Raw genomic sequence first — 26,667 nt, 5'->3', positions numbered from 1 at the left:
AATAAGATTGTAAAAAAATGAGATTTGTTCAGCTTACACATGAGGTTTTGAGCGAACTGAAAGCACAGGGATATACCGCGCTTCACTCGCCATCCCTGTTGGTAAACGACAATCCAACGTGGGTACCGGTCAAAGTTGACCTTGGAGAGCTATTTGATTTGGATAACGAAATGCTGGAAAGGATAAGCAGACCAGCACATAAGCAGCACTTTCTAGTGATCGATGATGCCTTACAGAACATCAGGGAAGAGGATTTGATCGGCTCTGTTTGGGTATAATAAACCCCACGTCCGGTAGACGCGGGGTTCAGCATGTCGTCCGATACCTAACTATCGGCCTGTTTGGTCCAAGGTCAGCAGAATCCTGCCATCACCCGACCGATATAACCTTCTTTAAGCTTCTCTTAATTCTTCTAATAGTTCTTCTCTTAACCTTATTCTTCGTTAGAACGTAATGTCGCAGTTTTGTCGTTCACTTTTCTTACTAATTTATTTGTCAATTTTTTCTGTGTCTGTTTTATAAACATTTGGGTCGAATAGCTCCATATATAATTCTGGTTTGGGCAATTTACTAAAGCCATACTTTTCATAAAGCCAATCTGCTGTGGATGTCAATAAAATCCACCGTCTTAATCCTTGTAAATTTGGATGTTTAATTACAGCGTCCATTAGTTTTTTTGAAAGTCCTTGTCCTCGATAAATATCCAAAACATAAATGTCTCCCAAGTAAGCAATAGTTGAAAAATCCGATATGATTCTTGCAAACCCAATTTGTTTGCCGTTATGAAATAGTCCGAAGTTTAAAGAATTGTCAATTGAAGTCTTTACTCTTTCAAAGGGAATATTGTCACTCCAACCTGAATGTTTTGATAGAAAGTCGTGGATTGCAACAATATCCATTTTTGATTTATCTGTCGTAATTGTAAAGTCGTCAAAAGTGATTTCAATTATTTTCATTTCGTATTCATTTTTATTTCAGTTTTATCTATTCGGTTGGTCTTCGCCAATGACCGCTATTCCTGCGGTGGTGAATATTTTACAATGTCAATACCAACTCCGTTGGGGTCTTGTATAGCAAAATGCCTATCTCCCCACGGTTCGTTGCGAATGTCTATTTTGATTTCAATTCCTTTTTGTTTCAGTTCGTTGTAGATCTTATCAACGTCGTCTACTTCAATGGTTAGATAAACTCCCTTATTTTGAAAAGGCGATTGAAAAAGCGATTGCTGACTTGGGTGGTTTGGAAGTAAAAAGCTTATTTCCGCTTCGTGATTGGGTGTGTGCAACAAAAGGTAAAATTCATTTTCAAATGTTACACCAAAACCCAATATTTTGGTGTAAAACTCTTTTGTTTCTGCTAATTTCGGTGTTACGATACCTGCGTTTAATTTCATCTTAATTTGTTTTTTAGTTGTTGAACTTGATTGAGAAAATACATTTGCAGTTAAGCAAAATGTGGCAATGATTAAAACTATCCATTTCATTGTTTTTGAATTTGATTAACGATACAAAGTTCAAACAAGTGAGGTTGATAGAATAGTAAAAATCGGACAACCTTATCTGCCAAACGCCTTGCTTGGCGTAACACCGTAAAAATTTTTGAACTCCTTTATAAAATGTGATTGGTCATAGTAGCCTGCGTCAAAGAATAATTTATTCTGTCCCAAACTTTGCTTTGAGGGCTTTGCTCTTAAAATATTTTGAAAACGGATAACTTTGCTAAATGTCTTGGCAGTATCTCCGACATAAAACTCAAAAATTCTGCGAAGTTGTCTTTGACTGATACCTGTGTTTAAGTCTTTCTCTACATCAAGCACGCCGAAGTTTTGTAAAATGATGTCTATTGCATTGTATAATCGGTTATCGTTATCAAATTCTATTTTTTTAATCAGTTCGAGAAAATAATTGTCAAGCAAGACTTTGATTTCTTCCTGCTTTTGTTTTTCATGAAAATTATTTGAAATAAAATTGGACAGATACGGAACAACCAATTGCAAATATTCATATCGGTTGCTTAATTCCATTGCGTTAATTCTGAAAAGTTGCGGAAACATTGTTGGCAAAAAACGAAGACCAACATAGTTGAACGTATGACCAATCGGAAATTCTGTAAACTTTTTGCAGAAACCCATTACATAATTTTCCTGCGGGTTGTTCAGTTCAAAATAAATATCAATGCAACCATCGGCTACAACACGATAATTAAATTGTTCGGATAATTCTTGTGTGGTTTTGAGTTGCCAATAGCAATAAAGGAATGGTTGAAGTTTGATGTCGGGCAGAAATTCAGTGTATATTACATTATCAGCCGATTGTCTGACAGTCGGTTGAACAGGTTTGTATAGACTTCTTATTTCTGTCGTAAAGTTCACTATTTATCGTTAGCACGTTATTGGGTTAAAATGCCTTATAATTCATCTATCTGTTGAACAAATATACAAAATATTTCCTGCCGTTTCGCTTTGCCTGAGCGATAGAGGCAGAAAGCCCACACCAGAGTGCAACGGAGCGAGGTGTTGTCTTAAAGGTGTAGATGATGTTATTTTGTAACTATCTATCGAAAAACCCATCCTGTATATTCTGAAAGCCGGAATGTAAAATACTTCCCAATGCGGCTACATCACGATTGTCGCCAGCTTTTACAAATGCTTCGATTGTTTTTTCTGCTTGTTCCATTTTTATTTGTTTAAGATGTTCATAAATAATTCGTTTTGATGGTTTAGTTGTTGTTTGACGGATTCTTTATCATCCGTTCCGTCCAATGAATAATAGTAAATCTCCCTAATGCCAATAAAGTTTAAAATCTGCTGCAGATGCATTTCCACCAGATTAGGCATATCTGATTTAAATTCTCCCATAGCGGAGAGAATGTATGTTTTTTTATTTTGCAGCAGCCCGATCGCTTTGTCGTCGTCGTATCTGAAGGTTTTACCTGTGCGCAACACCAGGTCAAAATACGCTTTCAGCGAAGAGGGAATGCCAAAATTATACATAGGCACGGTGATAAGGATTTCATCACACCCGAATAGTTCTGCTATCAACTGGTCAGACAATTTTAAGCGGTCTGAAGTATCCCCGGCGGTATAGAATTTATCAAGTACGTCCTGCTCAAGATGGGGAATGTGGGAGGTGCCGACTTCCCGTATGCTGATGCCCCCACCAGGATTCAGTTCTTTCCATGCCCGTACAAAATTGTCTCCTGCATTGCGCGAATAGGAGTTTTTTAAACGTAAGCTGCTATCAATTCTCAATAATGTCTTCATCTTTTTTATTCTTTATGAGGAAGACAGTTTGCGTATTAAATATGTGACAGCTTGGTAAGATTTTTTAACTTATCCGGGTCTACAATGGAATATATTTCCTGTATTAATCCATCTGTGCTTAATTGGAGAATATGACAGTTATGGAGCTTTTCATTCTCCCAAAAACAAACAGCAGGTTGATGATTGAAAAATTGAAAGGTAAATGTTTTTCCCATCAGAAAATGTTGCTGTACATAAACCAATAAAGTGGCTGTAGCTGTTTTTCCTATGTCCGAACTGCTTACTACCCGTACTTTTGTGCCCCCGTCAGCACTTAGTTTTATATCGCTTACCAATAAGTCTTCCAATTCCCCGATGTCAGCATGAGCCAATGCTTTCTGGTACTTGCTTACAATCTCAAATGAAGTACCCGAGTGGGGATTATAGTTTGTGTATTTACTGTCTTTTAATTGCTTGTTGGCCCTGCTTAATAGCTGACGCGAATTTTCTGTGCTTATTTCAAGCAGTTCGGCTATCTCTGCATGTGAATAATTGAAGCCCTCTTTCAATATGAAAGCCGCTCTTTCTTTTGCGTTCAGATGCTCGAACAGAACAAGCATGGTATAGCTTGCAGTTTCGTCTCTAAGAAGTTTTGTATCAGCACTTTCAAACGAAACAGGTTCAGGAAGCCATTCGCCGAAAACTTCTTGTTTACTTTGGCGGGTTTTAAAATTTATGGCATGATTAATCGTGCTTTTAATCAAAAAGTTTGATTCGTGGCGGATACTTGATTTATCTAATGTAATGTATTTTTCAAGTACATCCTGTACCAAATCTCTAGCATCTTCGTAAGAACCAACGATGTTATAGGCATAGGTCAGGAGTTTATTATAGTGCTTCTGCATTAGTTTTGAATTCTTTGGTTAAATAGCTATGCCGCTTCCACCAACTACTTTTATACCTTCGGGAAACTCTTTCCAAAAACGGATATATCTATATTTAGCTTCAAAAGGCTCATTATTATAATCTCCTTTTAACTTCATCTGCAATGTAACGACAGCCAAATCCGCTATGATGTTTAGTTCTTCTACTTTGGGAGTAAGTTCTTTTACTTTTAAATTTCCCTCACGATAGGTTTGCAAATCCATTTCCTTAGTTATTGTCTGACCGCTGGGAACTACAAAAAGCAAATCAGCATGCAATAGGTTGTCGAGTACTTCCGTATCACTATTTTTGATGGCTTCGTAAAGTGTGTTTTCGAGATTTAAAATTTCATCCTTTGTTATCATTTCGTAGTCATTATTTGTGTTCACGAACTTCTTGTTCCAGGTAATTTATTGATTCCGGTTTAAAATCTATACGGCTTACTCCTCGACTGGCTGATAGATATCTCTTTCAATCGTAATACCATGCTGCTCTAGAAAGGCGGGCATATTAAGTGCCGCTTTTTGCATCACCTCCCGTATGTCAATTCTCTTTTCCATATTTATTTCTTTTTCGTTACTTAGATTTTGAAAGCACCATTTTTACTACCAAAAAATCAACCATTTTTTGATATCAAATTGTCCAGTGAATATTTTCCGCTGCCCTGAATGAATAGTGCCAGGCATAAGCCAATCATCAGCAAGTGATATTCGAATCCCTCGCCCTCTTTATCGCCAAACCAGTTCATAAAAAAGCCATGCTCAAGATGTCCTGCAAATAAAATTATCCCAATAAAAAGACTTCCCATTGCAATTGCCCAAAAACGGGAGGCAAAGCCTGTTATTATAAAAATGGGTGCAAAGAACTCTATTAAGATAGCTAATAACCCCACAAGCCCTGGGTGGCCCATCTGTTGCAAACCCTCCAAAGTTTGGGCAAACCCAAAGCCGCCAAACCAGCCCAGCATAGCCTGCGCTCCGTGTGGAAACATAACGATACCTATTGTGAGGCGAATAATTAAACCTGTATAATCATTGTGTGTACTAAAAATTTTCTGTTTCATGATTTCGTTCATTATTTGATGATACAATTATTCAAAATACTTTTCTCACGAAAAGTCCAAAGTTGCTGTAGTTTGTGGCAAAACGTCCGTACTGGTCAAAATTTGCGGCCAGTCCAAACTGTATGCCTCCGGTATCTATTCCTGCTCTTGCATATTGATAGCTCCGGCTATGTCCGTCTAGGTTCCATGTGGTCATATATTGAAATCGGGCGTATAGGTTTACAGGTCTGTTTTCGGCTCCCTGATATTCAATAAAGCCCATAAGTTCGAGGTTGGGGTCAGACCATATATCCATTCTCGGGTAAACCAGCACAGATGTTGTTTTCCCTTTATGGAAATACTGGAAAAATACAGATGGTCTTACCCGGTTGAAGGGAGTGAAGATAGTACCAACTCCTGATGTCCATCGTTGGCTCATCGTGTAGGAAAGGTAAGACTGGCTCATAATTTCATTTCCACGTTTTTTATCATAAGGTATAAGAACTGACGAGGTGTGAAAGAAACCGAGGGATTTTTCCGGATGGAATCTTGTGGCAAACGAATGCTGATAATAGTACCCGGCATGTCCTGCACTGATCTCAACAGGTATCTGCGCCCGGCCATGCAAGTGCCACATGCTGAAAAACAAACAGGCCAACAAGTGTTTTATTATCTTTGTTTCTTTCATCGTTCCCTTCAGATTTCATTTTTTCTTTTAAGCTGTACCGGAACATAGCTACAGCCAACCACTGTTCAATATATGGACACAGTAGGTGCTAAAAACGTGACAATCTATTTAGGGTATATTTCTCCCGTAGGTGATTCGTCCTGTCTTTTCGTAACCAAAGACACACTGATATGTTGCGAAACGGGCATTTGTGATAGCATTTACCATTCCGATAGAACATTGTAGCTAAAGTTCGTTGTACGTTTTTTATAACACCATACGAAGATATGAAGAAGCCTGTCCGTCAATACCGTAAGTATGGCGGTAAAAAATGTAGTTTTTTCTGTTTTTGATTTAGAACCCGCGATTACGTAGGGTTTTCAATCGTATTTTTAAACTCGGTGGGGAGCTGACCGTCGTAGCTTCTGAATGCACGGGAAAAATGAGACGTATCTGTGTAGCCAAGCTGGAACGACACCTCCTTAACAGACATATTCCAAAAGCTCAACAGGTACTTTGCCTCCTGCATGATATGAAACTCAATCCATTTTTTTGCTGAAAGCCCAGTGTATTCAACTAATATTTCGCTCAGATATTTTGGCGATATATGCAACTGTTCTGCATAAAAAGCAACTTCTTTATACGCAGAGAAATTCTTTGAAACTAACTCTCTAAACTTTACAACGGTATGTTCTTTACCGTTGAGTTCCTTTTTATTGCCTCGGTGCAGTTTCCAGAAATATTTCTGTGAAATAATCAGGATTGAATATAGTATTCCCGATACTGCTTCGGGCTTATCAGCGATTGCCCGAAGTGTGCTGAAAAGCTGTTGCATTTCTTCAAATTGCCTGTCGGAGAGTTGGATTACACTCTTTTCATCGGGGCAAAAAAATTCGAGGGAATAAAAAAATGACCGGCTGAAATTATTTACAAAAATGTCATCATAAAAAAAGAGCGTGTCATTTGAAGGGAATGTGGTATTGAGCCATTGACAAGTCATTCCGGGGCCAATCGTCAATAGACTCCCACGTGTTAAATTATAATCGGCAGTGCCTATTCTGATGCAAGTTCCTTCACCATAATACAGACCGATAGTATAAAAGTAATTTTTAAAGGGATGGGTGATTTTCAAGTCTTCCAGACACGCTTTTGATGCCAAATAATAAGGCGCCATACGGCCATCATTTTTTTGAGATGTTAAATATCTGAGTAAGTCAAAGTTATCTGAATGTTTTTGTTTCATAAGGAAGATGTATAAATGTAGCTGCCTTCTTGTTGTATTATTCTGCTTTGCCAATATGTCCATACTAATTAGACCATTGGTTATTTCAATGTCTCTAACTACTTTGAATAGATTATTTTCCTCTTTTGTCAACCTTTTTAAGAAAAATTCATCAAGATAAGAGAAAGCGTGCTGTTCTATCTTATCAAAGTCGGGCGACACAGACTGTTCAAATTCAATAGTTTTATCTTTAATTTCATTTAATGGTTCAAAGCTGTAAAACGAGGTCATTCTTAATGCATTCCATTTCGCTTTGTTTTTGGTGCTGCTCGTCACGTCTGTAGATTACTACATCCGGAATGTCTTCAACGCTAAGAGGGTCCTTTCCTATCCTCGGGTTTAAGAAAGAAACGGACTACTCAATTCTGACGCAATTCTTGCGCAGATATACTGTCGAAAAAGTCCTCCCTTTTAAATTTATCTGGGAAACGTTTGACAAAATCGTGTTTCCAATTGGACATCGAATAGCGGTCATCCAATATTTTACCATCTGCGCCGACTAGAATATAGTGAGGAATACCGTTGAAACGGAACAATTCGCGCAATGCCAGATATTCGCCGTTACGGACTTGGTAGGAATTGATCATCTTTTGCTTTTCTGTATACTCCTGGTAAAATTTTTCACTGGAGCTCTCGTCCGTTACAAAAAGAAAAGCAAAATCCGGGTGATCTGCATATTTTTCACGATCGGCCAAATGGGCCTCTATACCGGCCCGACAGGGTGCACACCATTCTGCCCAAAAGTCCACGATCAACACCTTTCCTTTATATTTATCAACCATATTTTTAAAGACTTTCGCACCACCAGTATCGGGCAATTCATAACCTCCTCTCTTGGTTTCCAAATAATTGGCGTATTCCTTTATGTTTTTAGCGACAACGGGGTGTTCGATAAGTTTATTTTGTACAAGCTTTTCCCCGAAAATGGGGTGTTGATTTAAATTGACGGCGATATGTCGGCCCAAAGCAATGTCGTTTATCAGACCGCTCTTGGCTGTCTCAGGCTGCGTCAATGTGGAATCCGTAAAGGAAGGGCGGATACGAAATGGCTCTGTACGCTCGTAGTGATTGATAAAAACTGAAAAATCGTAAGAGGCCAAATAGGCTTGATTATTAAAGTCTATCGCGGTGATAAAATCATAGTAATCGGCAGGGAGCGGCATCTTTAGTACCTGATTTGCTGTATCCTGCTTGCTGTAATAATCTCTATCGCGAGCGTATTCAAAAAAATAAGTGGCATAAACCATATCTATCTGTGCCTTGATCAGTGATGAAAGCTTGGCGTTTACATTGGATGCCGACAAGACCGAATCGAAATGTAGAGATTCGGATTGCCACTGTTCTAGCCAAGTATTCTTAAATTCATCCGGTGCTGTCTTTTTCTGACTATCAAGTAATTTTTTGTAATCCGGCCTACGGGTATCTATTGCGAATAAATTTTCATTAAACTTTCCCAAATCGCCCAAATACTGCGTATGTTGCCAAGTATAACTTCTGTTTCGATACCGATCACCTTCCAAAAAATCTTCCCAATCCAGTAGCAATCCTATGGTATGCCCCGGTTCGGCGTAAAACTCAATGGTATAATCGTCCAAATAAAGATATGAGATCTGTGGGTATAATACCTCAAACGAAACTTCAAAAGTGCCGTTTTCATATACCCTGGCGGTGGCTGGAATGTCCTCTTGTGTGAAAATGTCAGAATAATAGACCATACCGCTTGAAAAGCCCAATCCGATGTCGTAGCCCTTAATATAACCTACAATACGTACAGAATCCTTCCTAAAAAAGTCGTCGCCACCATATGATGCCAAAACCTTAGGGTTTTGTGCTTTCGCCAATTCAGCATGAATCCATTCCAATGCTTCTTTTTCTTTTATCTCATCAGCGTGGTTCTTCTTTTGACCGAAAAGCGCAGTCGAGAAAACTACAGCGACAAAAAGGTTTATTAATTTTTTCATCTATATGCGTCCGTACCGGGTCTCTGGATTTCTAAATATAAGCTGCTTCTATCTTATTTTTAGCTGTTTCCGGCATTTATGAATTCGTGTAATCTGTAACAAATTTAGTCAATATTTGTTACAAGTAAAATATGTAAAGAGCATCTATCAAAGTTGTACTCCTGCTGTCATCCGCATTGAACAGTAAACTGGCGATTCAGGTCAACATACAGATCATGCGGGTATCCCGCTTACATGCAAATTTAGGATATCACTTAACGCTGATAAGATAACAAAACTTGAAACGATAGAATACTTGGATGCCGATTGGGATGCTTGGGAAAATCAAAGAGATTCTCGCGTAAATTGGACTAATATTAACCGTCCGGAACTGGATGGACTTAAGCTTGACGAATTCCGACTAAGACTTGTTGAACATTTTTTGTACGTATGCCTTAATTGCGCCCGTTGACCAGAGTGCCAATAGAATTAAAACCGGTTGAAAGAACAACCGCATAAGTCTTTTTTGATCTGTATCGAGACCAAAGGCATCAATCTGATTGGTGTACTGCGAGATGTTACCGGGAAAAACGAGCACGTAAAATATGGCTAATATAACACCTACCGTAACTTTATATCTGCTTAAGAATATCATGGCCAATCCAAGTGCTATTTCAACAATTCCGGAGGATACAACCACAAAATCCATGAAAGCTGGATTGTCTGGCAACCACCTAGGTACCTGAGCCAAAAATTCTTCCCGAAGAAAGGTTAAATGACTTATGCCCGCATATAACATAAATCCGCCCACAAAGATCCTGCATATATTCTGAAAAGTAGATGTTTTTATCGTGGCCATAATAGTGCTTTCAATTTAGAATTTCTTCATCGACCGAAAAGCTTTCGTTAAAATAACGAAGTACGCCGTGCCATTTTCCGTCCACGGTATATTTGTCACCGGTGGTTTTATTACGTATGACCAGCTTAAATGAACAGATTATATCATGCCGATCAATAGATTTTCCTAAGATTAGTGTTGATCGTGCAGGCACTTTCAGGTCTAAGGTAAATGTACTGTTATTTTTGTACTGCTCCCGTTGCTCACTGTCGCTTATTGTAAAGGGTTCGGGATAATAGGAAAATGTCCCGTCTTCGTAATATACAGCAGGCACATTAATCTTAAATTCGGTAATGTTTAAATCTAAGGGTAATTCATCCTCTTCCAGATTTATCTCAAACAAGGAAGTTTTGACAAGATCATTAAACGTTTCGACGTGCTGTACTTCCATGAGGGTATTCCCGGGATTAGTAAACTCCTCTGTGCCCCATTTGATTTTTACAGTATCAATTTTGTCATCGTCCGCCAAGCGATACGTTAAACTTTCTATTTCATATTCGTGAGGAAGAACGGTTTCGTCTTCGTCAACTTCTGGATCTAAAGATTTCTTCGAACAGCTACCAAGAAATAAAAAGGTTATAGCAATGAGAAAAAGTAATTGTCTATAACTTAATGCAAATGTTAGGGTCATGTGAAATAACGTAAATCAATAAACCAAATTTACGTAAAAAATATTTTTCTACCTTTGGATTTCATCTAAAGTATGCTTACACAGAAATTTTCTGCGTTTTTGTCGGGCTGAACTGGAATAACAGCCACATGATAAGCGTTTTTCCGACAACACCAATAATAACGCTTGGAATAGTTTTGGTTTTGCTAACTCCTTGTATTGATTATGTAATTGTTTTTTGTCATTTGGGAAAACGTAACTCAAAAGCTGTTTTAGCTGCTACACCGTAGCTGTTCATTTTAAAAAGTAAAACAAAACATCAATCGAGGCTTTCCCACCATTTGGTAAACGTTTGTTCCGTGTCGTTCAAGTATACGATGTCGCCTATTCTGGGCGTGATCAATGTTGTTTTATGCGCTTCTTCATTTAACGCAGTAACACTTGTCAAAGGTTCGTCCCAAGGGTGGTAGCCCAATTTGAATTTGGATGAATGTATCGGCAACAATCGCTTTGTCTGTAAGTCCTTTGCGGCTTTCAATACTTCATCTGGCAATAAATGGATCTCCCTCCAGGCTGGGTTGTACTGACCGTTGTCTAAAAGGGCTAGATCGAATCCACCAAACTGTTTCCCAATCTCGGCAAAATGCGTATCGTAGCCGCTATCACCACCTAGATACAATTTCAAATCTGGTGTCTGCAAAATGTAAGAAAGCCAAAGCGTACTATTGCTCTTCATGCCTCTGCCGGAAAAATGCCGTGCTGGCGCAGTGTGTACTGTAAGATCATCTCTGATCGAAATACGTTCGTTCCAATCTTTTTCGATTATTTGCGCAGGATCAAACTTCCAATATTCAAAATGCTCGCCCACTCCCAGACCACATATAACCTGCTTTATTTTGGGTTTTAATTTTATAATGGTTTCGTAATCGAGGTGGTCGTAATGATCGTGCGTGATGAGGAGATAGTCAATATCAGGCATGTCTTCAGCCGAATAAATATCTGTTCCGATGAATGATTTATTTGAACCTGGAATAGGCGAAGCATTGCCGCTGAAAACAGGGTCTACCAGGAATCGCGTACCGTTGAGCTGGATGAAGTAGGACGAATGACCGAACCAGATCAATACATTGTCGCTGAGCGGCAAGCTTTTCAAATCGGTCTTTAAAGATGGGATTTCGTCTATCGGTTTGGTCCGAGGAAATTTTCGGAAAATAAAATCAAAGGTCACTTTGGTCATCGAATATCCCTCGCTAACCATAGGCGTATAGTGTGTGTTTTGAAATTTCCCGTCTCTGTACTGGGGCGATTGTTTTATCCGTTCCAATCTTTTTCCACTTGGTGCTTTCCCGAATTTAGGATGTTGCATATAGGCAAGGACAGCTAAAGTCGATATACCTATAAAAATGAGTATCCCTATCATTACATTTTTCAATATTTTAAAAAGCTTCTCCCTTCTCATACTTTTGCCTCATTGCACTTTGATTGTGCAAATATACTTTGTAGATTTACAACTAACAACCATATAGTATAGTTTATACTTTATATTTTTTACCCACAAAAACATAAGAATATGTTAATCAATGAATTATCAAAAAGAACAGGCGTATCGATAGCTACGTTGCGATATTACGAGAATTACGGAATGTTCAAAGGTGTATCTGATGAAAACGTAAGAACAAACAACTATAAACATTATGACGAACTTGTAGTGGAGAAAATAGAAATCATCAAAGGTGCCAAGGAGGTTGGATTTACATTGGCTGAAATAAAAGATCTGTTGGAAAACTGGCATAGTGAGCAATTATCGGTAGAAAAGAAAATAGCGGTCGTAAATAGCAAAATCAACGAGGTCGATGCCAAGATCCACCAACTAACGGAAGTCAAAAAGCTCCTAGCAAGATGCATTGAGGATATCGAAAACGGGATGTGTTAATATGGTTTGAAAAAGTTTTCCATTAGCCTATCATAATTAATCTATATTTATAAAGTTGTTAATTTCAATAAATAAACTTTTCAGCTAGGATCCATCTCGGCCGTTCTGTCCGATTATATTCTTCTGACTCTTTGTCGTCAACATAGGTGCGGATGACAGAACGTCCGTTCACCTTCTCAATGAACCGAATCGTGTGGTTTCCCCTAACAGATAGCATTCTTCCGCGCGGCTGGTTCGTCGTTCGAAACACCGACAAAACTTCGAAAACGTCTCTGTAATAGTTGAAAATCGTCACCACCATTAGCGATCGTTTGGTCTATGCAGGCTAAATGCCAGATATTTCCGGTTTTGGCTGGATTCCCTTTTTGTGTTCGAATAGCACGACCCCGCATCTGATTGGAGGACACAAACGAACCGACAAAACTTGCCAGAATGAGTGAATTGATCGCTGGGGCGTCCCAACCTTCCCCGAGCAGAAATTTTGTACCGATCAGTACTTCAATATCCCCACGTTGAAAAATTTGGGTGATAATATGAGTAATATCGTGTTTCAACTGCTCATTTTGTTGAATGACCACGTACCTGTCATCAAAGGGGACTGGGGAACAGGCAGGTTGCTGATGTCCATACCTCTTGGCTTTCTCCTCAAAAATAGCTAAAGCTTGTTGTGGGATGATAATAAGTGAGCCGGTCATAACCCCTAATTTCAGATCGCTAATCTGCTCTCTTCGAAGCATTTCAAAAATAGGAATAACACCCATTTTCTTGATTTCAATCGTGTTAGTGAACGAATTGGGAAAATACTCCTTTCGGATATAATCCGACAAGATGACCATTCGAAGGTCCTTGTTTAGTTTTTCATATTCGAACGATACGATTTCTTTTATTCCTTCCAGTTTACTAATGCTGGATGTTAAATGCGTGGTTACCCGTTTACTCTTACTAAAACTGACCCTTCTACCAGCAATCAAACCATTGCGACGGAGCCGGTTCTCTAAAGTGGTACGATGTTCCGTATAAGGATTGAAATGTACTTTCTCCTTAAACAGATAGAATTCCAGCAGACATGCCATCCATTCGTAGTCCAAATGAGGAATATCGAATTCGCTGGCACCAATAATTTTTAGATGATCTTCGGGAATAGAACGGCTATTGCTATGCAGAAAGATGAGACTAGCCGAATACAAAGAGATATCTTCATAAATAACTTCTAAATGCTGTGTTGGATTCAACCAGACAGGATGGGATTCGATGGCTGTAAGCAGCGTTTCATCTTCTCTGAGTTCATTAAAAAAGCGTTGGGCATTTTCTCTGAAGTCATGGATGATGATATTTTCCGCACTGGAAGGCGTCGTGAGATAGATATAATCCTGATGGGGGCATAAGTCCCCTTCGACCACGAGTTCAGGAACCGAAATCTCTGTATCAACGGGCCCGTTTAAGGTGATATAACGATGCCATTCCAAAGGAGTGACATCATAGGGAGGTGTGGCGGTTAATCCGACGATCACGGGATTTAACTTATCTTTTAAACGAATTAAGGTTTGCCACCACTCATTCTTTAGATGGTGTGCTTCGTCCACCACGATGGTCTTTACACCAACCTGTTTCAAGCCTTTAATAATTTGATTGATGTTTCGGTTATGGTTACGGCTGCGCCGAAGTACGGTGGGGGTTTCTTCTTCGACTTCGTTATCTTCGGCGTCTACTTCATTTCCTGAAGTCTCTACATGATTGCAGGCGCTATGAAGGCCCTGATATGTTACGATAGTTAAGAACTTAGGTTGTCGTATATCTCTGGAAATCCACTCGGGAACTTCGGATGTTTGGAGGAATAATTCGCAAAACCGCTGGATCCATTGATTGTGAATGGCTAAGGTCGGAGCGAGAATTAAAGTGGGTTGGTTGATCCGAATAGCGACCTCCAAGCCTAACACTGTTTTTCCTGATCCCGGTGGAGCTACAATGTGAAGATGCCTGTCGGTAAGATGTGAACGCAGCTCATCAAGCACACGTTGTTGATATTTTCGCCAAGGATATTTGAATAGAATGTCTTGCGGAAACGTAGTCAATGTATATATTGTTAAGGATTTCGCCGTTGAAAATAGCAAATCCGAACGGAAGTATCAAGGGTACAATCAATTGGAAAAGCATTTAACAACATCGCACTTCATTTTACCGCTGATTTCTGAACTATTTCGTCTTCTATCTGTGCAAGTAAAGGCCATACGTCTGACGAAAGATATTTGTCGCCGGGATACCACCAGTACACTTTTTCAGACTTCATTTTTCGGTGAATGAATGTTTGTTCGGGTGTAGATTTTTCAAAATATACAAACTGATATAGATTGCCATCATTATCCCGAATGGTCATTTCATAATAATCATCTTCCTGAAAATTTTTCAACACAAAGGAATTCTTTCTTGAAGGCCCGAGGAATACATCCAGCGATGTGAAGTTGTACGAAGGATTATCACTATCCAGGTTACGGAATGTTTGCGGCGAGCCGTTTTCCAATACAAAAGCTCTTATCTTTTTAAAAATGGAAGGCGTAAAGATAGAAGACACAAGGGTAAAATCTTCTTCTTTCATTGCTTTTGCCATATCACTGATGATCGTGTGCAGTCCATTTAGCGTACCTTCGAAATATTGACCATCTTTAAATTTTGGGATAAACTGTTCATCGATGATTTTTTTGGTTGCTGTATTACTCAAAACCTGTTCTACCCCATATCCGTTTTCTATACGCATTTGACGCAGTTTTTTAGAGATGGCAATCACTATACCATTGTTTTTCCCATATTCGCCTAATGCATAAGAAGTGAGATTATTGAATACGTAACTGTCAAAATTTTCTTTATTGGTATGGCGGTCGTCGAGTGTTACAATAACGATCTCTGCAATTCCTTCGTCCCAGCAATGAGTAACAATACTGTCTAATTGCTGTATTTCCTTTGAGGTGAAAATATTTTCATTATCAATAATCCGAGTTTTCTTTACCACAAATTTTTGCTGTGCAGGAATTCCCTGCGCCAACAACGTGGGTAAAAAAAAGCAACTAAAAAATGCTACTAGCCATAAAATGCCCAGATAGCTTATAGTTGATTGAACTTTCGGTGTCATAATCTTATAATTTTGTTTAGAACAAAACAAAGAAGAAATGGGCAAATGCGTATCCTATTCAGCTTCACAAACCATCTACATCATTTTTAATTATATATACAAAATTCCTACAAGTGAAACCAAGAAAAATAGAAAATTCTATGGTAGTTGCATAAAGCTAGCACCAATGATTTTCAATGTATCGTCAAAGCGTTTCCAAACTCTAAAATAACGAAATTTTCCTTCTAACGGTGTCTCCTTTATTTTTCCTTTCACTGTCATGGTTACGATTGAAAGTGCTGTATCACCTGTTATTTTAATGTCGTCAATTTCTGTTGAAGCATCTTCAATAATTATTGTTTTCGCTTTATGAGAATTCAAGTCCATTTCTTTAGTTAAAATTTGTCCTGTCGGTGCAATTGCAATTAAGTCATCGTGCAATAGTTGGTTGAGAACGTCCACATTGCTTACAAGTTGAGCCGAAAAAAGTTTGTTTTCTGCTTCAACAACATCTTCTCTATTAATTTTTATTTTGTCCATATTCCAATGTTTATTTCCATAAAGTTTTCATTTTCCTTATTGTAGCCATTTAATTTTGCTATTGTCGTCGAACATTTTATGATGCATTTCATCAAAATTCCTTTCTCAAAAAAAGTCCGAAGTTACTATAATTTTCAGCAAAACGTGCGTACTGATCAAAGTTTGCTGCCAGTCCAAACTGAATGCCATCTGTATCAATCCCTGCTCTCGCATATTGATAGCTTCGGGCATGTCCCTTCAAATTCTATGTGGCCATGTATTGTAAACGGGCTTAAATATTCATACATCGTAGCAAAAAAATCACGATTACTTATTTTTTCAATTTCTGTAAACGTTCTTTTGCTGAAGGAATGACATCATCATCTTCTTCATAATTTTCAATCACACTTTGCAATGTACTCTTCGCCTGGAGATTATTGCCTTTAACAGAATAGGTATCTGCAAGTAGAAGGAAGCTCTTGGCTACCCAGTAATCATACGCCCCCATATTGTTGATCACATCAAAGGCTGTTTCCTGGGCTTTGTCGTATTCCTTATTTTCATACTGCAATTGCCCGGTGCGGTACCGTGCCTCTGCGCCGACTGCCGTCTGGCTCTTGAGCGCCGCCAGATTCAGCTCCTTCGTAGCAGAAGATACATTTCCTTCCTGCAACATCGCCCGCGCACTGTACAGGTGTGCTTTGGCAATGTCTTCCTCAGATGACCGGTCGTAATTCTTTATCAACTTTGCATACTTATCCACCTGCTCCAAGTCACCTATTTGGAAATAACAAATCATTAGGTTAGTTACAGCGTAGTTATAGTTTTCTTTAAATTCTGAATTAAGCTCCAGTTTTTTGAGATGCACGATGGCCTCGTTGTATTTCTCCAACTCTAGGTATAACGCAGCCACCGTCAGCAAGGTGCTCTCCGTATACTTGCTCGTCCAGTCGTTCAGGATGATGTTCAAGTCGTGTAACGCTTCTTTGGGGTGTCCGGTTCGGTACAAACTTACCCCGCGGATATAACGGGCATGTTTTCCCTGTATGGGCTTCGGAAATTTATCAAAGTATGCATTGATCGCTTCCACAGCTCCTTCATACGCCCCTTTGTTAAACAAAGAGTGGGCTACTCCGAAAGTGAAATTATCCTGTTCTGCGGAAGTCAGATTACTGATATTGGTGTTGGTTGCGTAATGAATATAACCGGAAGCATCTCCCTGATCTAGGTAGATGTTTTCAATGGAACGCAATGCTTGTCCTGCTTCATCTGTTGTAGCATGTTGCTCCACCACCTTCTGGAAGGAGGCCTTCGCCGCTTCGGTCTCACCTTTATCGTACTGGACAAGCCCGATGGTAATCAACGCCCGGGGAACATAGCTGCTTCGGGGGTATTTTTCGACCATCTTTTGCAGCCCTTCGATGGCCGTATCGTAATCTCCCGTAGTGAAATATGTGTACGGGACCTCAAAGGCTACGTCATCCGCATAGTTTGAACTAGGGAATTGCTCCACAACGGACCACAACGTGCTGATCTTGGTTTCATTGTTGCCCTGCAATCCATAGATAATGCCGCGCTGGAACAACGCGTAGTCTTGATTGGGAGCTTTGCTATTAATCAGCTGGTCATAGTATTTGTTGGCGCGGCCGTAATCGCGAACGGACAAATATGAATCACCCAGACGCGCAATCACGTCATGACGTACATTTTCCTCTATCAAACTTCCATCGGTAGCCAAAAAACGCTCAAAGTAATCAGCTGCTATCGCAAAGCTGTTATTGCGAAACGCCGCATATGCCAAGCCATAGTTCGCATAATTGTAAACGGCAGTTTTTCGTGCAGTGGGCAATCGTAGAAATCGGGAAAAGTTTTCCACCGCCTCCTTGTACTTACGCACTTCATACATTGCCTCCGCTTTCCAATACGTCGCCAACGCCGCCATTTCTGTATCGATCGGGAATTTTTCCGATCTCATAAACATAGATATACTATTTTCGAAGGCACGCTCATTATAGAACTCCAACGCTCGGTAATACGTTGCTTTTTGATAGGTTACATCGGCTTCGCGGCTCGTTTTGTTTAACGATTCCAGCATACTTACTCCCGCATGAAAATTACTCGTACCCAACAAAACATCTACGGATAATGTTTCCACACTCTCCGCTTTCTCGCCATCACGATCGCTATCCGCATGTTTCTTCGCGATATAGCCTTGAAGTACTTCTAGGGCGACTTGAGCAGAGTCCATTTCGTGTAATACTTTGGCATAGTTATACAACGCAATCATTTTCAATTCCGGATCGAGATCCATTCTTGACGCTTTAAGAAAAGTACTCCGTGCGCGTTCTTTATCGCCGGTCTCTATAGCAATATTGCCTAAAGTAATTATAGCGCCCTGATAGTAGGCATCCGAAGTTTCCAAAGTCTCTAAAATAGAGGTCGCTCTTGGGTACTCCCCTGCACGGTACGCCAAATAACTAATGCGGTAATTGTCAATATTATTACGGGAAGCGTTGGGGTTCCGTTTCAACAACTCATCGTTATAAGCTTGTTTAAAACCATTTCTTGAAAAATATGTCGCAGCGGCAATCTGCTGCAACTCATTCTCAATCGCTTCCCGGTTGATACGCATATCCGGGCTACGACGGGCCTTTACGGCGTCAGCCAGCATTGGCCGGTAATCACGCACGACATCAATGGAATCCATAACTGTCGTTTGCTTTTCCTGTGCATATCCCATAATCAGCAAGGTTGAAAACACCCCGGTAAGCAGGTATTTCAGGTAGTTATAGCCGATGCTTTCTTTCAATATCATTGTTCGTCCGTATTTCTGAATTTTTCCAAACGTTCCTTCGCCGAGGAGATAATATTGTAATCTTCTCCTAATTAGCTGTAGTCAAAACTAAAGAATTCCATTCAATTATGTGAATCGTCAGCAAAAAATGGACCTTAAAAGGTAATTATACGCACGCTTCCGCCATTCCCGAATTTTAGGGGTAATTCATCCTCCTCCAGATTTACGTCAAAAAAGGAAAGTTTGACCAGATCATTAAACGTTTTTTAAAACTAAAGATCAGCCGATCCACTTAATGTTTATTATTTTTAGTTTGCTTTATAGTCCTCGGATTTAAGAGCGCAGCAAGATGCGACTTTGTTAGGCGATTGGATAAAAGTAGACATTACCTATTTAGACGGCACGGAATTATAAGAATCGTACCCGCTGAAATATGCATTCTTAAAATACAGTTTTAAGCCAAAGAAAAAGGCCGTCATAATTACGGATTTCACGCATGCAGGAAGCTTCAATTCTTATGAGGATAGAAATGGTCCGCATTGTCCAGAAATTCACGTTTCCGCGTGTTGAAATATTTCTTTTGCTTCTTGATCGTCAAACTTTTCTATTTCCCGTTCGAGTTTTTTCTTCATCTTGTCTACTATTTTCCGATACCGTTTTTTTGAATATAGATTTTCCATTTCTTGTGGGTCTTTTTTTAGATCATACAGTTCCCAAGCATCAACACGCTTATAAAAACGAATCAGCTTATATCGGCCGTCACTCACACCAAAGTGCGGAGAAACAGCGTGTTCACCATTCTCATAATAATGATAATACAACGTTTTTCGATGGGAATGATTCGGATGGCGAAGTACATCCAGAAAGGACTCTCCTTGCATATCTTCCGGAACATCTATTCCAGCAAGCTCCAGTAATGTCGGTGCGATATCTACGTTTATAACCTGTGCATTTACTTGCGCATTTACCGGCGTAACACCAGGCATACTAATGATTAATGGCGTCCGGAACGATTCCTCGTACATAAATCGCTTATCGAACCAACCGTGCTCACCCATGTAAAACCCTTGATCGGAAAGATAAATCACCATCGTATTGTCTTCCAGCTTATTGTCATGGAGATAATCCAATACTCTCCCGATATTGCGGTCCATCGATGCTGCCGTATTTAAATAATCGATCATATATCTCCGGTATTTCCATTCCGCAAGCTCCTTCACCGACAAATTACGCTTTTTTAGTTCCTCATAAATAGGTCTGTAATAATCCAGGTATTGCTTTTTCTGTGTGGCATTCATTCGTTTGAAATTACCATCTTTAAACATTTCTTCGGTAGATTCGAACATTTTTAGATCATAGCCCATCCGCATATCTTTCTCGATAGACATTTCTTGCAATTGCGCGGCTTCGCGCCCCTCATAACGATCCCAGAATGTTGACGGAAGTGGGAAATGATCCTGATCATATTTCCCAAAATCCTGGGGATGGGGCATCCAGGTGCGGTGTGTGGCTTTGTGTCCAATTACCAGACAGAATGGTTCTTCTCTGGATATATCATCTAGCCAAGTAACCGCCTTGTCCGTTACGATATCCGAAACATACCCCTCCACACGCGTTTTACCTTTTGCGGAGATAAAATCCGGATTAAAATAGTGTCCTTGGTCATCTAGAATATCAAAATAATCAAATCCCTGCAATTGATGTCCTAAATGTATCTTCCCAACCCAAGCTGTTTTATAGCCTGTTTTTTGCAATTCTTTTACGAAAAGATTCTGTCCAAAATCGAAGTCCGATGTCCCATTATCCTTAAAGCCATTTTTGTGACTGTATTTACCTGTTAACAAGGCGGCCCTAGCAGGTCCACAGATAGAATTGTTGACATACGCTTTATGAAAAGTGGCTCCGTTTCTTGCAATTTTATCAATATTGGGCGTATGTCCTATCCCTCCATAAGCACCAATGGTTTGATAGGAATGATCGTCCGAAATAATAATCACGATATTTGGTTTTTTTTGGGCAAAACCCCATAGGATTCCTAAACACCATAGGGAACACGTCAAAAAAAATATTCTTTTTTTTCTAATCATATTGTTTCAGTTAATTAATCAAATGCGTCCATTTCTAAAAAACAAATATAGAGACTAAATTAATGTTTATTTGCGCGTTGTGTTGATACATTTTAACATAATCAACCTCCATTTCAAAAGGCAGCGCCGTCCCATCAATCGCTCTAGGCCACCCGGCTTCCGTCTCAGATCCCCAAAAGCAAACAAGCCATCCCCTATCGGAAAGTAACTATGTTAGAACTTTTACTTAAAAACTATTTAGGACAAGACACCTTCCTTAATGTGCGTCGTGGTGCTCAACCGGACGGTATTCCTGATCTTTGATGATCTTCTCCCCTTCAAAGAGACCGTTGAGAAAACTGCTTACCTAGAAGTGTTCAGAATATGGTTAGTTAGATTTATAAATTAGTGTAGCAACAAGTTATAGTTAGATAATATTCATTTTCTATTTTTTTCGCTTGTAATGCAGTTGTGTCAATCCCGTTTCAAATGTCCTGACTTCGACAAATTCAAGAATGTGTTCGGGTCGTCCGTCTTTAAATAATCTTGTACCATTACCTAATAAAACAGGGACAACCGAAATTATTATGTCATCTATTAAGTCGTGGCTCAATAGCTCATTGATTACTTCCGCGCCACCGTCACAGTAAATGTTTTTACCTTCTTCAGATTTCAGCCGTTTTACCAATGCGGTTATGTCCCCTGTATAGAAAATCGTTCTACCTACTTGCGGTCTTTCAGTTCTTGTTATGACATAAACATCCCGATCTCCGTTATCATAATGAGATGAGCCAATTTCTTCAAGCACATAATCATAGGTTTTTCTGCCAATAATTAATGTGTCAATTGTGGCTACAAATTCTGCATAACCATAATCTTCGCCTTCCTTTTCAACGTGTTTCAAAAAACTGAGGTCGTCATTAGGTTTTGCAATGTAGCCATCTAAACTTGTTGCAATGAAAAGTGATATTTTTCGCATCTGTACTCATTTTAATGTTTTGGCAAAGTTACTCTTCGATGACGGTTTACACTTTGTAAAAATGCGACAAATTAGAGCAGTGAGGGTGCAAATCCGGTATTTCGTCTGATTTCATTGCTAAGATGTGAGTGGTCATAATAGCCACATTCGAATGCAATATCTAACAAGCCCCGGTTATGATTTGAATTTTTAATTAGACGTAAAGCATTCTGAAAACGAATAATATTTGAATATTCTTTGGGTGATAGCCCAATGAGTTTCTTGAAATTTCGCTCCAATTGCCTAACCGTTGTGAAGTTTCGTTTTGATAGCTCGTAAATGCTTATTTGACCATTTGAAGCATGTATATCATTAATAACTGACCGTAGATAAATGTGTTTACTCCTCATTCTCTCGGAGTAAAATTGGTTAAAATAATCGGTGGGATTGGTAACTGTTTTATCAATATTGAATGAATTGGATTTTTCAAATTCTACAGTCTCGTTGGTTAACTCATTTTGTGAGGCATAGTTGTAGAAATTTGCAAAAGTTGCAGGCTTTAAACACACTCCTATTAAATGTGTATCAGTATCAATAAAGCTATCTTTAAACGAAGTCATTGCACCAACTACATACGTTTTCCCATACTCCATTAAAACAGAGCCATTGTCTGTCATACAAGTATTTCCCAAATTTATTAGTATGCCGGCACAGCCATCGGGAAAAACCCGTTCCCATTTTCTGTCGAATTCACTTCCTTTCAGTTCCCAATAGAAGTGAATAAAAGCGGCTAATTCTTTGGAAGGTCTCGTTTCGTTGTACTCCATTTCTTATTTTAAGTTGGTTTGGTGAAGAACATCAAAAAAAAATCAACTATCATATTTGGTATCTCTTATCCGTCCAAATACCAATTGGACATCTGGGTGGTCAGCACGCGCTACCCTTTCCTATCTTTCAATCTCAAAATCAATAGATACATTGATCCATTCTGGGTCAAAGTCCGCATTATATTTTTTGTAGAAGTCGATTGCAGATTCATTCCAATCCAATACTTGCCATACGATCCCGTTGTATTTTTTGGCTTTGCCATACGCAATTAATTCATCCAATAGCTTTTTCCCAATTCCTGCTCCGCGCATAGCTTCGGTTACTATTAGATCTTCTAGATATAGACGGCGGCCCTTCCAGGTTGAATAGCGGTCATAATACAAAGCGATACCGACGATTATTCCATTTGTCTCTGCTACCAGCCCACCCCAAATCGGTTTCGCTCCAAATCCACACGCTACCATCTCTGCTAACGTGATGGTCACTTTTTCTGGTGCCTTTTCGTACAACGCAAGCTCTTTAATCAATTCCAATATGCGTGGGCAATCTTCTTTTTTCGCTTCTCTTATCTTTAGGTGTTGCATTTATTCTAAAAAAATAGGTCGATTATTATCTAATAGAAATGCGAATTTACGAATTACAACGGGATTTCAGCTTGTCGGCACACGATTAACATCTTCTTGATGTCAGAGATCCAATCCTATCCATCCAAATCGTATTCTTCAATATTATCCACAGTATCCTCTTTAAGGCGAATATTTGGTTCGTAGACCAAATATTTAATAGGGATGGCGAATTCTTCGTTATATTTGAAGTGCAGGTTATAAATGGCATACACGTTCGTACATTATAAAGGTCTTTTTTAAGTATAAATAAAATATGATAATTGGTTTAGATATTGGTACATCATCAACAAAAGCAATAGCATTTGACCATGCGGGTACAATCATAACGCAATGTAGCGTAACATATCCTATGTTATCCCCGCAAACTGGTTATTATGAACAAGATCCCTTACATATTTACGAGGCTTGCGTACGCTCCGTTTCGGAAGTGATGGATGCTTTGAAAAATTGTAAACAGGAGCATCGTTTAGAAGGTATAGCCGTGAGTAGTGCCATGCATGGGCTTATTGCCATGGGTGAGAAAGGCAATCATCTTACCAATTGTATTATTTGGGCGGATACGCGTAGTCAAGATGTTGCGGATAAGTTAAAAGGAACACCCGCAGGCCAGAACCTATTCCGACAAACAGGTACGCCCATACATCCAATGTCTCCACTGTGCAAACTAATTTGGATGAATAAGCATATGCCCACTATCTTTAAAAAGACACATAAGTTCATAGGCATAAAAGAATACCTATTTTTCCGACTGTTCCGTACATATGTCGTAGACTATTCTATCGCATCCGCTACGGGGTTATTGGATATCCATAAGCTGCACTGGAGTGGACTAGCGCTATCGAAGGCCGGAATAACAGATAAACATCTATCTTCTTTAGTTTCTATTGATCATGTAATAAAAGTGGAGGATGAGGCGATAGCGCAACAGTGGAAAATTCCCGTAGGCACACACTTCGTGATTGGTGCCAGCGACGGATGTCTCGCTAATTTGGGTGTAGGCGCAACCAAGCCCGGCATAGCCTCCCTGACAGTAGGAACCAGTGGCGCTATACGGGTAGTAACGGATCGATCCAATACGGACACTAAAGAACGTGTTTTCAGTTATGTCCTTCGTCCCGGTGAATTTGTGGTGGGAGGTGCCATCAACAATGCCGGAGTCGTCCGAAACTGGTTTAAAGATCAGTTTATGTCGGAACTTTCCGAACCATCTCTATGTATGAATTCCGCTGCTTTATTTGATGATGAAGTCATATCTGTGGCTCCCGGTTCGGACGGATTAATCTTTCTACCTTATCTTACAGGGGAACGCGCTCCTTATTGGGACGCAAACGCAAAAGGTGTTTATTTTGGAATACAGCTTCAGCATCGTAGGGCACACTTTGCGCGCGCGATGATTGAAGGGATGCTATTTGCATTGTATAGCGTAGGGATTGCACTGGAAGAAACGACACAACCTATAGAAACAATTTATGCAAGTGGCGGCCTGGCACGTTCCGTGCTCTGGGTTCAAATGCTAGCCGACGTATTCAACAAACCCGTGTTTGTAAAAGAGAATGTAGAGAGTTCGGCATGGGGAGCGGCTATCATAGGAATGGAAGCACTTGGCATAACTGGGACATACCAATCGACTCATACAGTTGATACACACAATACACAATATCTTCCGAACGAGAATAACCATTGGGTTTACATGGAGAACTTTCGGAAATTTGAACGTCTCTACCTGAAGTTGAAGGAAGAATTTTAAACAGCTAATAATTGTATTATGCCTTTAGTAATTGTTTTTGGTGGAATAATTTTACTATTACTATTAGTAACGGTAGTAAAGCTCAATTCCATAATTTCTTTGCTGATTACGTCGATGGCGGTTGGTTTCGCTATGGGAATGGACGGGACATCCATTATGAAATCTGTCGAAGACGGCGTGAGTAGCACAATGGGCCAACTGGCTCTGATACTTGCCTTTGGGGCAATTTTAGGAAGGCTGCTCGCTGATGGCGGAGCAGCACAGAAAATAACTGATGTTCTGACGAGGGTGTTCGGCGTCCGAAATCTCCCGTGGGCAATGGTATTAACAGGATTCCTCGTTGGAATCCCCCTTTTTTATAACGTAGGATTTATCGTGTTGGTCCCGTTTGTTTTCATGGTATGTCGATCGAACAAACTTCCCTTGCTTTACGTTGCTATACCTCTGCTTGCAGCGCTTTCTGTCACGCATGGCTACCTGCCACCGCATCCTGGAGCCACAGCTATTGCAATCATATTTCAGGCAGATATTGGGTTAACGATGATCTATGGAATGATTGTCGCGGTACCGGCTATCATTATAAGTGGTCCCCTTTTTGGACGCTTCTTAAAATCTATACCTACCAATCCACCTGAAGAATTATTTGCACCTCAATCCAAAGTCCAGACAGCTTCACCGGGATTTTCTGTAAGTATTTTCACTGGACTATTTCCTGTTTTTCTCATCGCGTTGGGATCATTTGGATCGCTGTTTCTCCCCGAAAATTCTCGTATTTTAGGCGTGGTACAGTTCCTGGGTGATCCAGTATTTGCTTTACTTTTAGCGGCTCTATTGGCCATGTATACGATGGGTATAAGACGAGGCAAGAGTCTGAGGCAGCAGGCTGAGAGCATTGAAGATGCCTTACGGGGTGTAACTACGATACTATTTATCATTGGGGCATCCGGTGTGTTTAAGCAGGTGCTTGTAGACAGTGGCCTGGCCCTATATATCACCGAAATTACTGCTGACCTTACACTGTCACCATTAGTTTTGGCCTGGGCAATTGCCGCTATTATACGTTTAGCTGTTGGATCAGCCACTGTGGCTGGGCTTACGACCGCCGGAATTATGCTACCGATCCTAGAGTCGTCAAACAGCAGCCCCGAACTCGCGGTGCTGGCAACCGGAGCAGGAAGCCTTATGTTTTCGCATGTAAATGATACCGGTTTCTGGATGTTCAAAGAATACTTTGGGTTGAGTATGCGGGATACTTTCCTATCGTGGTCCATTATGGAAACATTGGTTTCTGTTATTGGTTTATTTGGCGTTTTATTTCTGAATTGGCTTGTTGGCTAGATGGCGTTGTTCTGAAAGAAAATGATTATTGTACTATGCACAACACGAACAAACATTCTTCATTTTGGGAAACCGAAAAGATTAATAACATTGATTTATCTGCGTACCGTTCTTTACATCTATTTTAGTTAAATTTGCGGATAAATCAGCA

The 26,667-nt window shown here is 39.8% G+C and carries 26 protein-coding genes; 4 read left to right on the top strand and 22 right to left on the bottom strand.

Translation table 11 applies throughout. The features are described 5' to 3' along the window. Positions 1–17: 17 nt before the first annotated feature. Positions 18–278 carry a hypothetical protein gene (locus FXV77_RS11975; protein ID WP_148919458.1) on the top strand — a complete coding sequence of 87 codons (261 nt, stop codon included), beginning with the start codon at positions 18–20 and terminating at the stop codon, positions 276–278. 210 nt (positions 279–488) lie between these two features. Here FXV77_RS11975 and FXV77_RS11970 read toward each other — a convergent pair whose 3' ends face one another. The 14 genes from FXV77_RS11970 to FXV77_RS11905 form a co-directional block, all read right to left on the bottom strand. Next, the gene (locus tag FXV77_RS11970) at positions 489–956 is read right to left on the bottom strand and encodes a GNAT family N-acetyltransferase (RefSeq protein ID WP_148919457.1); all 468 of its coding nucleotides are present in this window, start codon (positions 954–956) and stop codon (positions 489–491) included. A 56-nt stretch (positions 957–1,012) separates the two neighbouring features. Further along, the gene (locus FXV77_RS11965; RefSeq protein ID WP_222867780.1) at positions 1,013–1,483 is read right to left on the bottom strand and encodes a VOC family protein; all 471 of its coding nucleotides are present in this window, start codon (positions 1,481–1,483) and stop codon (positions 1,013–1,015) included. Positions 1,484–1,555: 72 nt separating this feature from the next. Further along, a complete protein-coding gene (locus tag FXV77_RS11960) occupies positions 1,556–2,371 on the bottom strand; it encodes an AraC family transcriptional regulator (RefSeq protein WP_148919456.1) in 816 nt (271 codons plus the stop codon). Positions 2,372–2,549: 178 nt separating this feature from the next. After that, positions 2,550–2,675, bottom strand: coding sequence for a hypothetical protein (locus FXV77_RS22530; protein WP_262713623.1), 126 nt, complete (start codon positions 2,673–2,675; stop codon positions 2,550–2,552). A 2-nt stretch (positions 2,676–2,677) separates the two neighbouring features. Continuing rightward, a complete protein-coding gene (locus tag FXV77_RS11955; protein ID WP_148919455.1) occupies positions 2,678–3,262 on the bottom strand; it encodes an FMN-dependent NADH-azoreductase in 585 nt (194 codons plus the stop codon). Positions 3,263–3,297: 35 nt separating this feature from the next. Then, on the bottom strand, positions 3,298–4,146 hold the full coding sequence (locus tag FXV77_RS11950; RefSeq protein ID WP_148919454.1) for a sigma-70 family RNA polymerase sigma factor: 849 nt from the start codon (positions 4,144–4,146) through the stop codon (positions 3,298–3,300). Between the two features lie 18 nt (positions 4,147–4,164). After that, a complete protein-coding gene (locus FXV77_RS11945) occupies positions 4,165–4,530 on the bottom strand; it encodes a nuclear transport factor 2 family protein (RefSeq protein ID WP_148919453.1) in 366 nt (121 codons plus the stop codon). Between the two features lie 251 nt (positions 4,531–4,781). Beyond that, entirely contained in the window at positions 4,782–5,228 is a 447-nt protein-coding gene (locus tag FXV77_RS11940) for a DoxX family protein (protein WP_148919452.1), read from the bottom strand. A 31-nt stretch (positions 5,229–5,259) separates the two neighbouring features. Further along, positions 5,260–5,895, bottom strand: a complete 636-nt coding sequence (locus FXV77_RS11935; RefSeq protein WP_148919451.1) for a hypothetical protein — start codon at positions 5,893–5,895, stop codon at positions 5,260–5,262. 346 nt (positions 5,896–6,241) lie between these two features. Beyond that, positions 6,242–7,387, bottom strand: a complete 1,146-nt coding sequence (locus FXV77_RS11930) for a helix-turn-helix domain-containing protein (RefSeq protein WP_148919450.1) — start codon at positions 7,385–7,387, stop codon at positions 6,242–6,244. Positions 7,388–7,515: 128 nt separating this feature from the next. Continuing rightward, on the bottom strand, positions 7,516–9,117 hold the full coding sequence (locus FXV77_RS11925) for a TlpA family protein disulfide reductase (RefSeq protein ID WP_148919449.1): 1,602 nt from the start codon (positions 9,115–9,117) through the stop codon (positions 7,516–7,518). Positions 9,118–9,517: 400 nt separating this feature from the next. After that, a complete protein-coding gene (locus FXV77_RS11920) occupies positions 9,518–9,955 on the bottom strand; it encodes a DoxX family protein (RefSeq protein WP_222867779.1) in 438 nt (145 codons plus the stop codon). Between the two features lie 10 nt (positions 9,956–9,965). Then, a complete protein-coding gene (locus tag FXV77_RS11915) occupies positions 9,966–10,625 on the bottom strand; it encodes a hypothetical protein (RefSeq protein WP_148919448.1) in 660 nt (219 codons plus the stop codon). Between the two features lie 298 nt (positions 10,626–10,923). Next, positions 10,924–12,063, bottom strand: a complete 1,140-nt coding sequence (locus FXV77_RS11905; RefSeq protein ID WP_246162449.1) for an MBL fold metallo-hydrolase — start codon at positions 12,061–12,063, stop codon at positions 10,924–10,926. 111 nt (positions 12,064–12,174) lie between these two features. Between FXV77_RS11905 and FXV77_RS11900 the strand changes: the two genes are divergently transcribed. Then, positions 12,175–12,537 (top strand): MerR family transcriptional regulator, encoded by a 363-nt coding sequence (locus FXV77_RS11900; protein ID WP_148919446.1) that lies wholly within the window; start codon positions 12,175–12,177, stop codon positions 12,535–12,537. A gap of 203 nt (positions 12,538–12,740) precedes the next feature. Here the strand turns inward: FXV77_RS11900 and FXV77_RS11895 are convergent, their stop codons facing one another. The 8 genes from FXV77_RS11895 to FXV77_RS11860 form a co-directional block, all read right to left on the bottom strand. Beyond that, positions 12,741–14,609: a DEAD/DEAH box helicase family protein gene (locus tag FXV77_RS11895; RefSeq protein WP_187444106.1), complete on the bottom strand. Its 1,869-nt coding sequence runs from the start codon at positions 14,607–14,609 to the stop codon at positions 12,741–12,743. A gap of 98 nt (positions 14,610–14,707) precedes the next feature. Further along, positions 14,708–15,661, bottom strand: a complete 954-nt coding sequence (locus tag FXV77_RS11890; RefSeq protein WP_148919444.1) for a TPM domain-containing protein — start codon at positions 15,659–15,661, stop codon at positions 14,708–14,710. Between the two features lie 138 nt (positions 15,662–15,799). Beyond that, complete coding sequence (locus tag FXV77_RS11885) at positions 15,800–16,180, bottom strand: nuclear transport factor 2 family protein (protein WP_148919443.1); 381 nt, start codon at positions 16,178–16,180, stop codon at positions 15,800–15,802. 310 nt (positions 16,181–16,490) lie between these two features. Then, positions 16,491–18,974: a tetratricopeptide repeat protein gene (locus FXV77_RS11880; RefSeq protein WP_148919442.1), complete on the bottom strand. Its 2,484-nt coding sequence runs from the start codon at positions 18,972–18,974 to the stop codon at positions 16,491–16,493. Positions 18,975–19,504: 530 nt separating this feature from the next. Next, complete coding sequence (locus FXV77_RS11875) at positions 19,505–20,950, bottom strand: sulfatase family protein (RefSeq protein ID WP_246162448.1); 1,446 nt, start codon at positions 20,948–20,950, stop codon at positions 19,505–19,507. Positions 20,951–21,464: 514 nt separating this feature from the next. Then, positions 21,465–21,998, bottom strand: a complete 534-nt coding sequence (locus FXV77_RS11870) for a dihydrofolate reductase family protein (protein ID WP_148919440.1) — start codon at positions 21,996–21,998, stop codon at positions 21,465–21,467. Positions 21,999–22,069: 71 nt separating this feature from the next. Beyond that, positions 22,070–22,804, bottom strand: coding sequence for a helix-turn-helix domain-containing protein (locus FXV77_RS11865; protein ID WP_148919439.1), 735 nt, complete (start codon positions 22,802–22,804; stop codon positions 22,070–22,072). A gap of 120 nt (positions 22,805–22,924) precedes the next feature. Then, complete coding sequence (locus FXV77_RS11860; protein ID WP_148919438.1) at positions 22,925–23,389, bottom strand: GNAT family N-acetyltransferase; 465 nt, start codon at positions 23,387–23,389, stop codon at positions 22,925–22,927. 295 nt (positions 23,390–23,684) lie between these two features. Between FXV77_RS11860 and FXV77_RS11855 the strand changes: the two genes are divergently transcribed. Both FXV77_RS11855 and FXV77_RS11850 read left to right on the top strand, forming a co-directional pair. Next, entirely contained in the window at positions 23,685–25,178 is a 1,494-nt protein-coding gene (locus tag FXV77_RS11855) for a gluconokinase (protein ID WP_148919437.1), read from the top strand. A gap of 18 nt (positions 25,179–25,196) precedes the next feature. Continuing rightward, positions 25,197–26,516 carry a gluconate:H+ symporter gene (locus FXV77_RS11850; protein WP_148919436.1) on the top strand — a complete coding sequence of 440 codons (1,320 nt, stop codon included), beginning with the start codon at positions 25,197–25,199 and terminating at the stop codon, positions 26,514–26,516. The last annotated feature ends 151 nt before the right edge of the window (positions 26,517–26,667 follow it).

This window comes from Sphingobacterium phlebotomi, assembly GCF_008180195.1.
Classification (GTDB): domain Bacteria; phylum Bacteroidota; class Bacteroidia; order Sphingobacteriales; family Sphingobacteriaceae; genus Sphingobacterium; species Sphingobacterium phlebotomi.
Note: the sequence above shows the minus strand (reverse complement) of the source record. Positions and strands in the feature narration are given on the sequence as shown.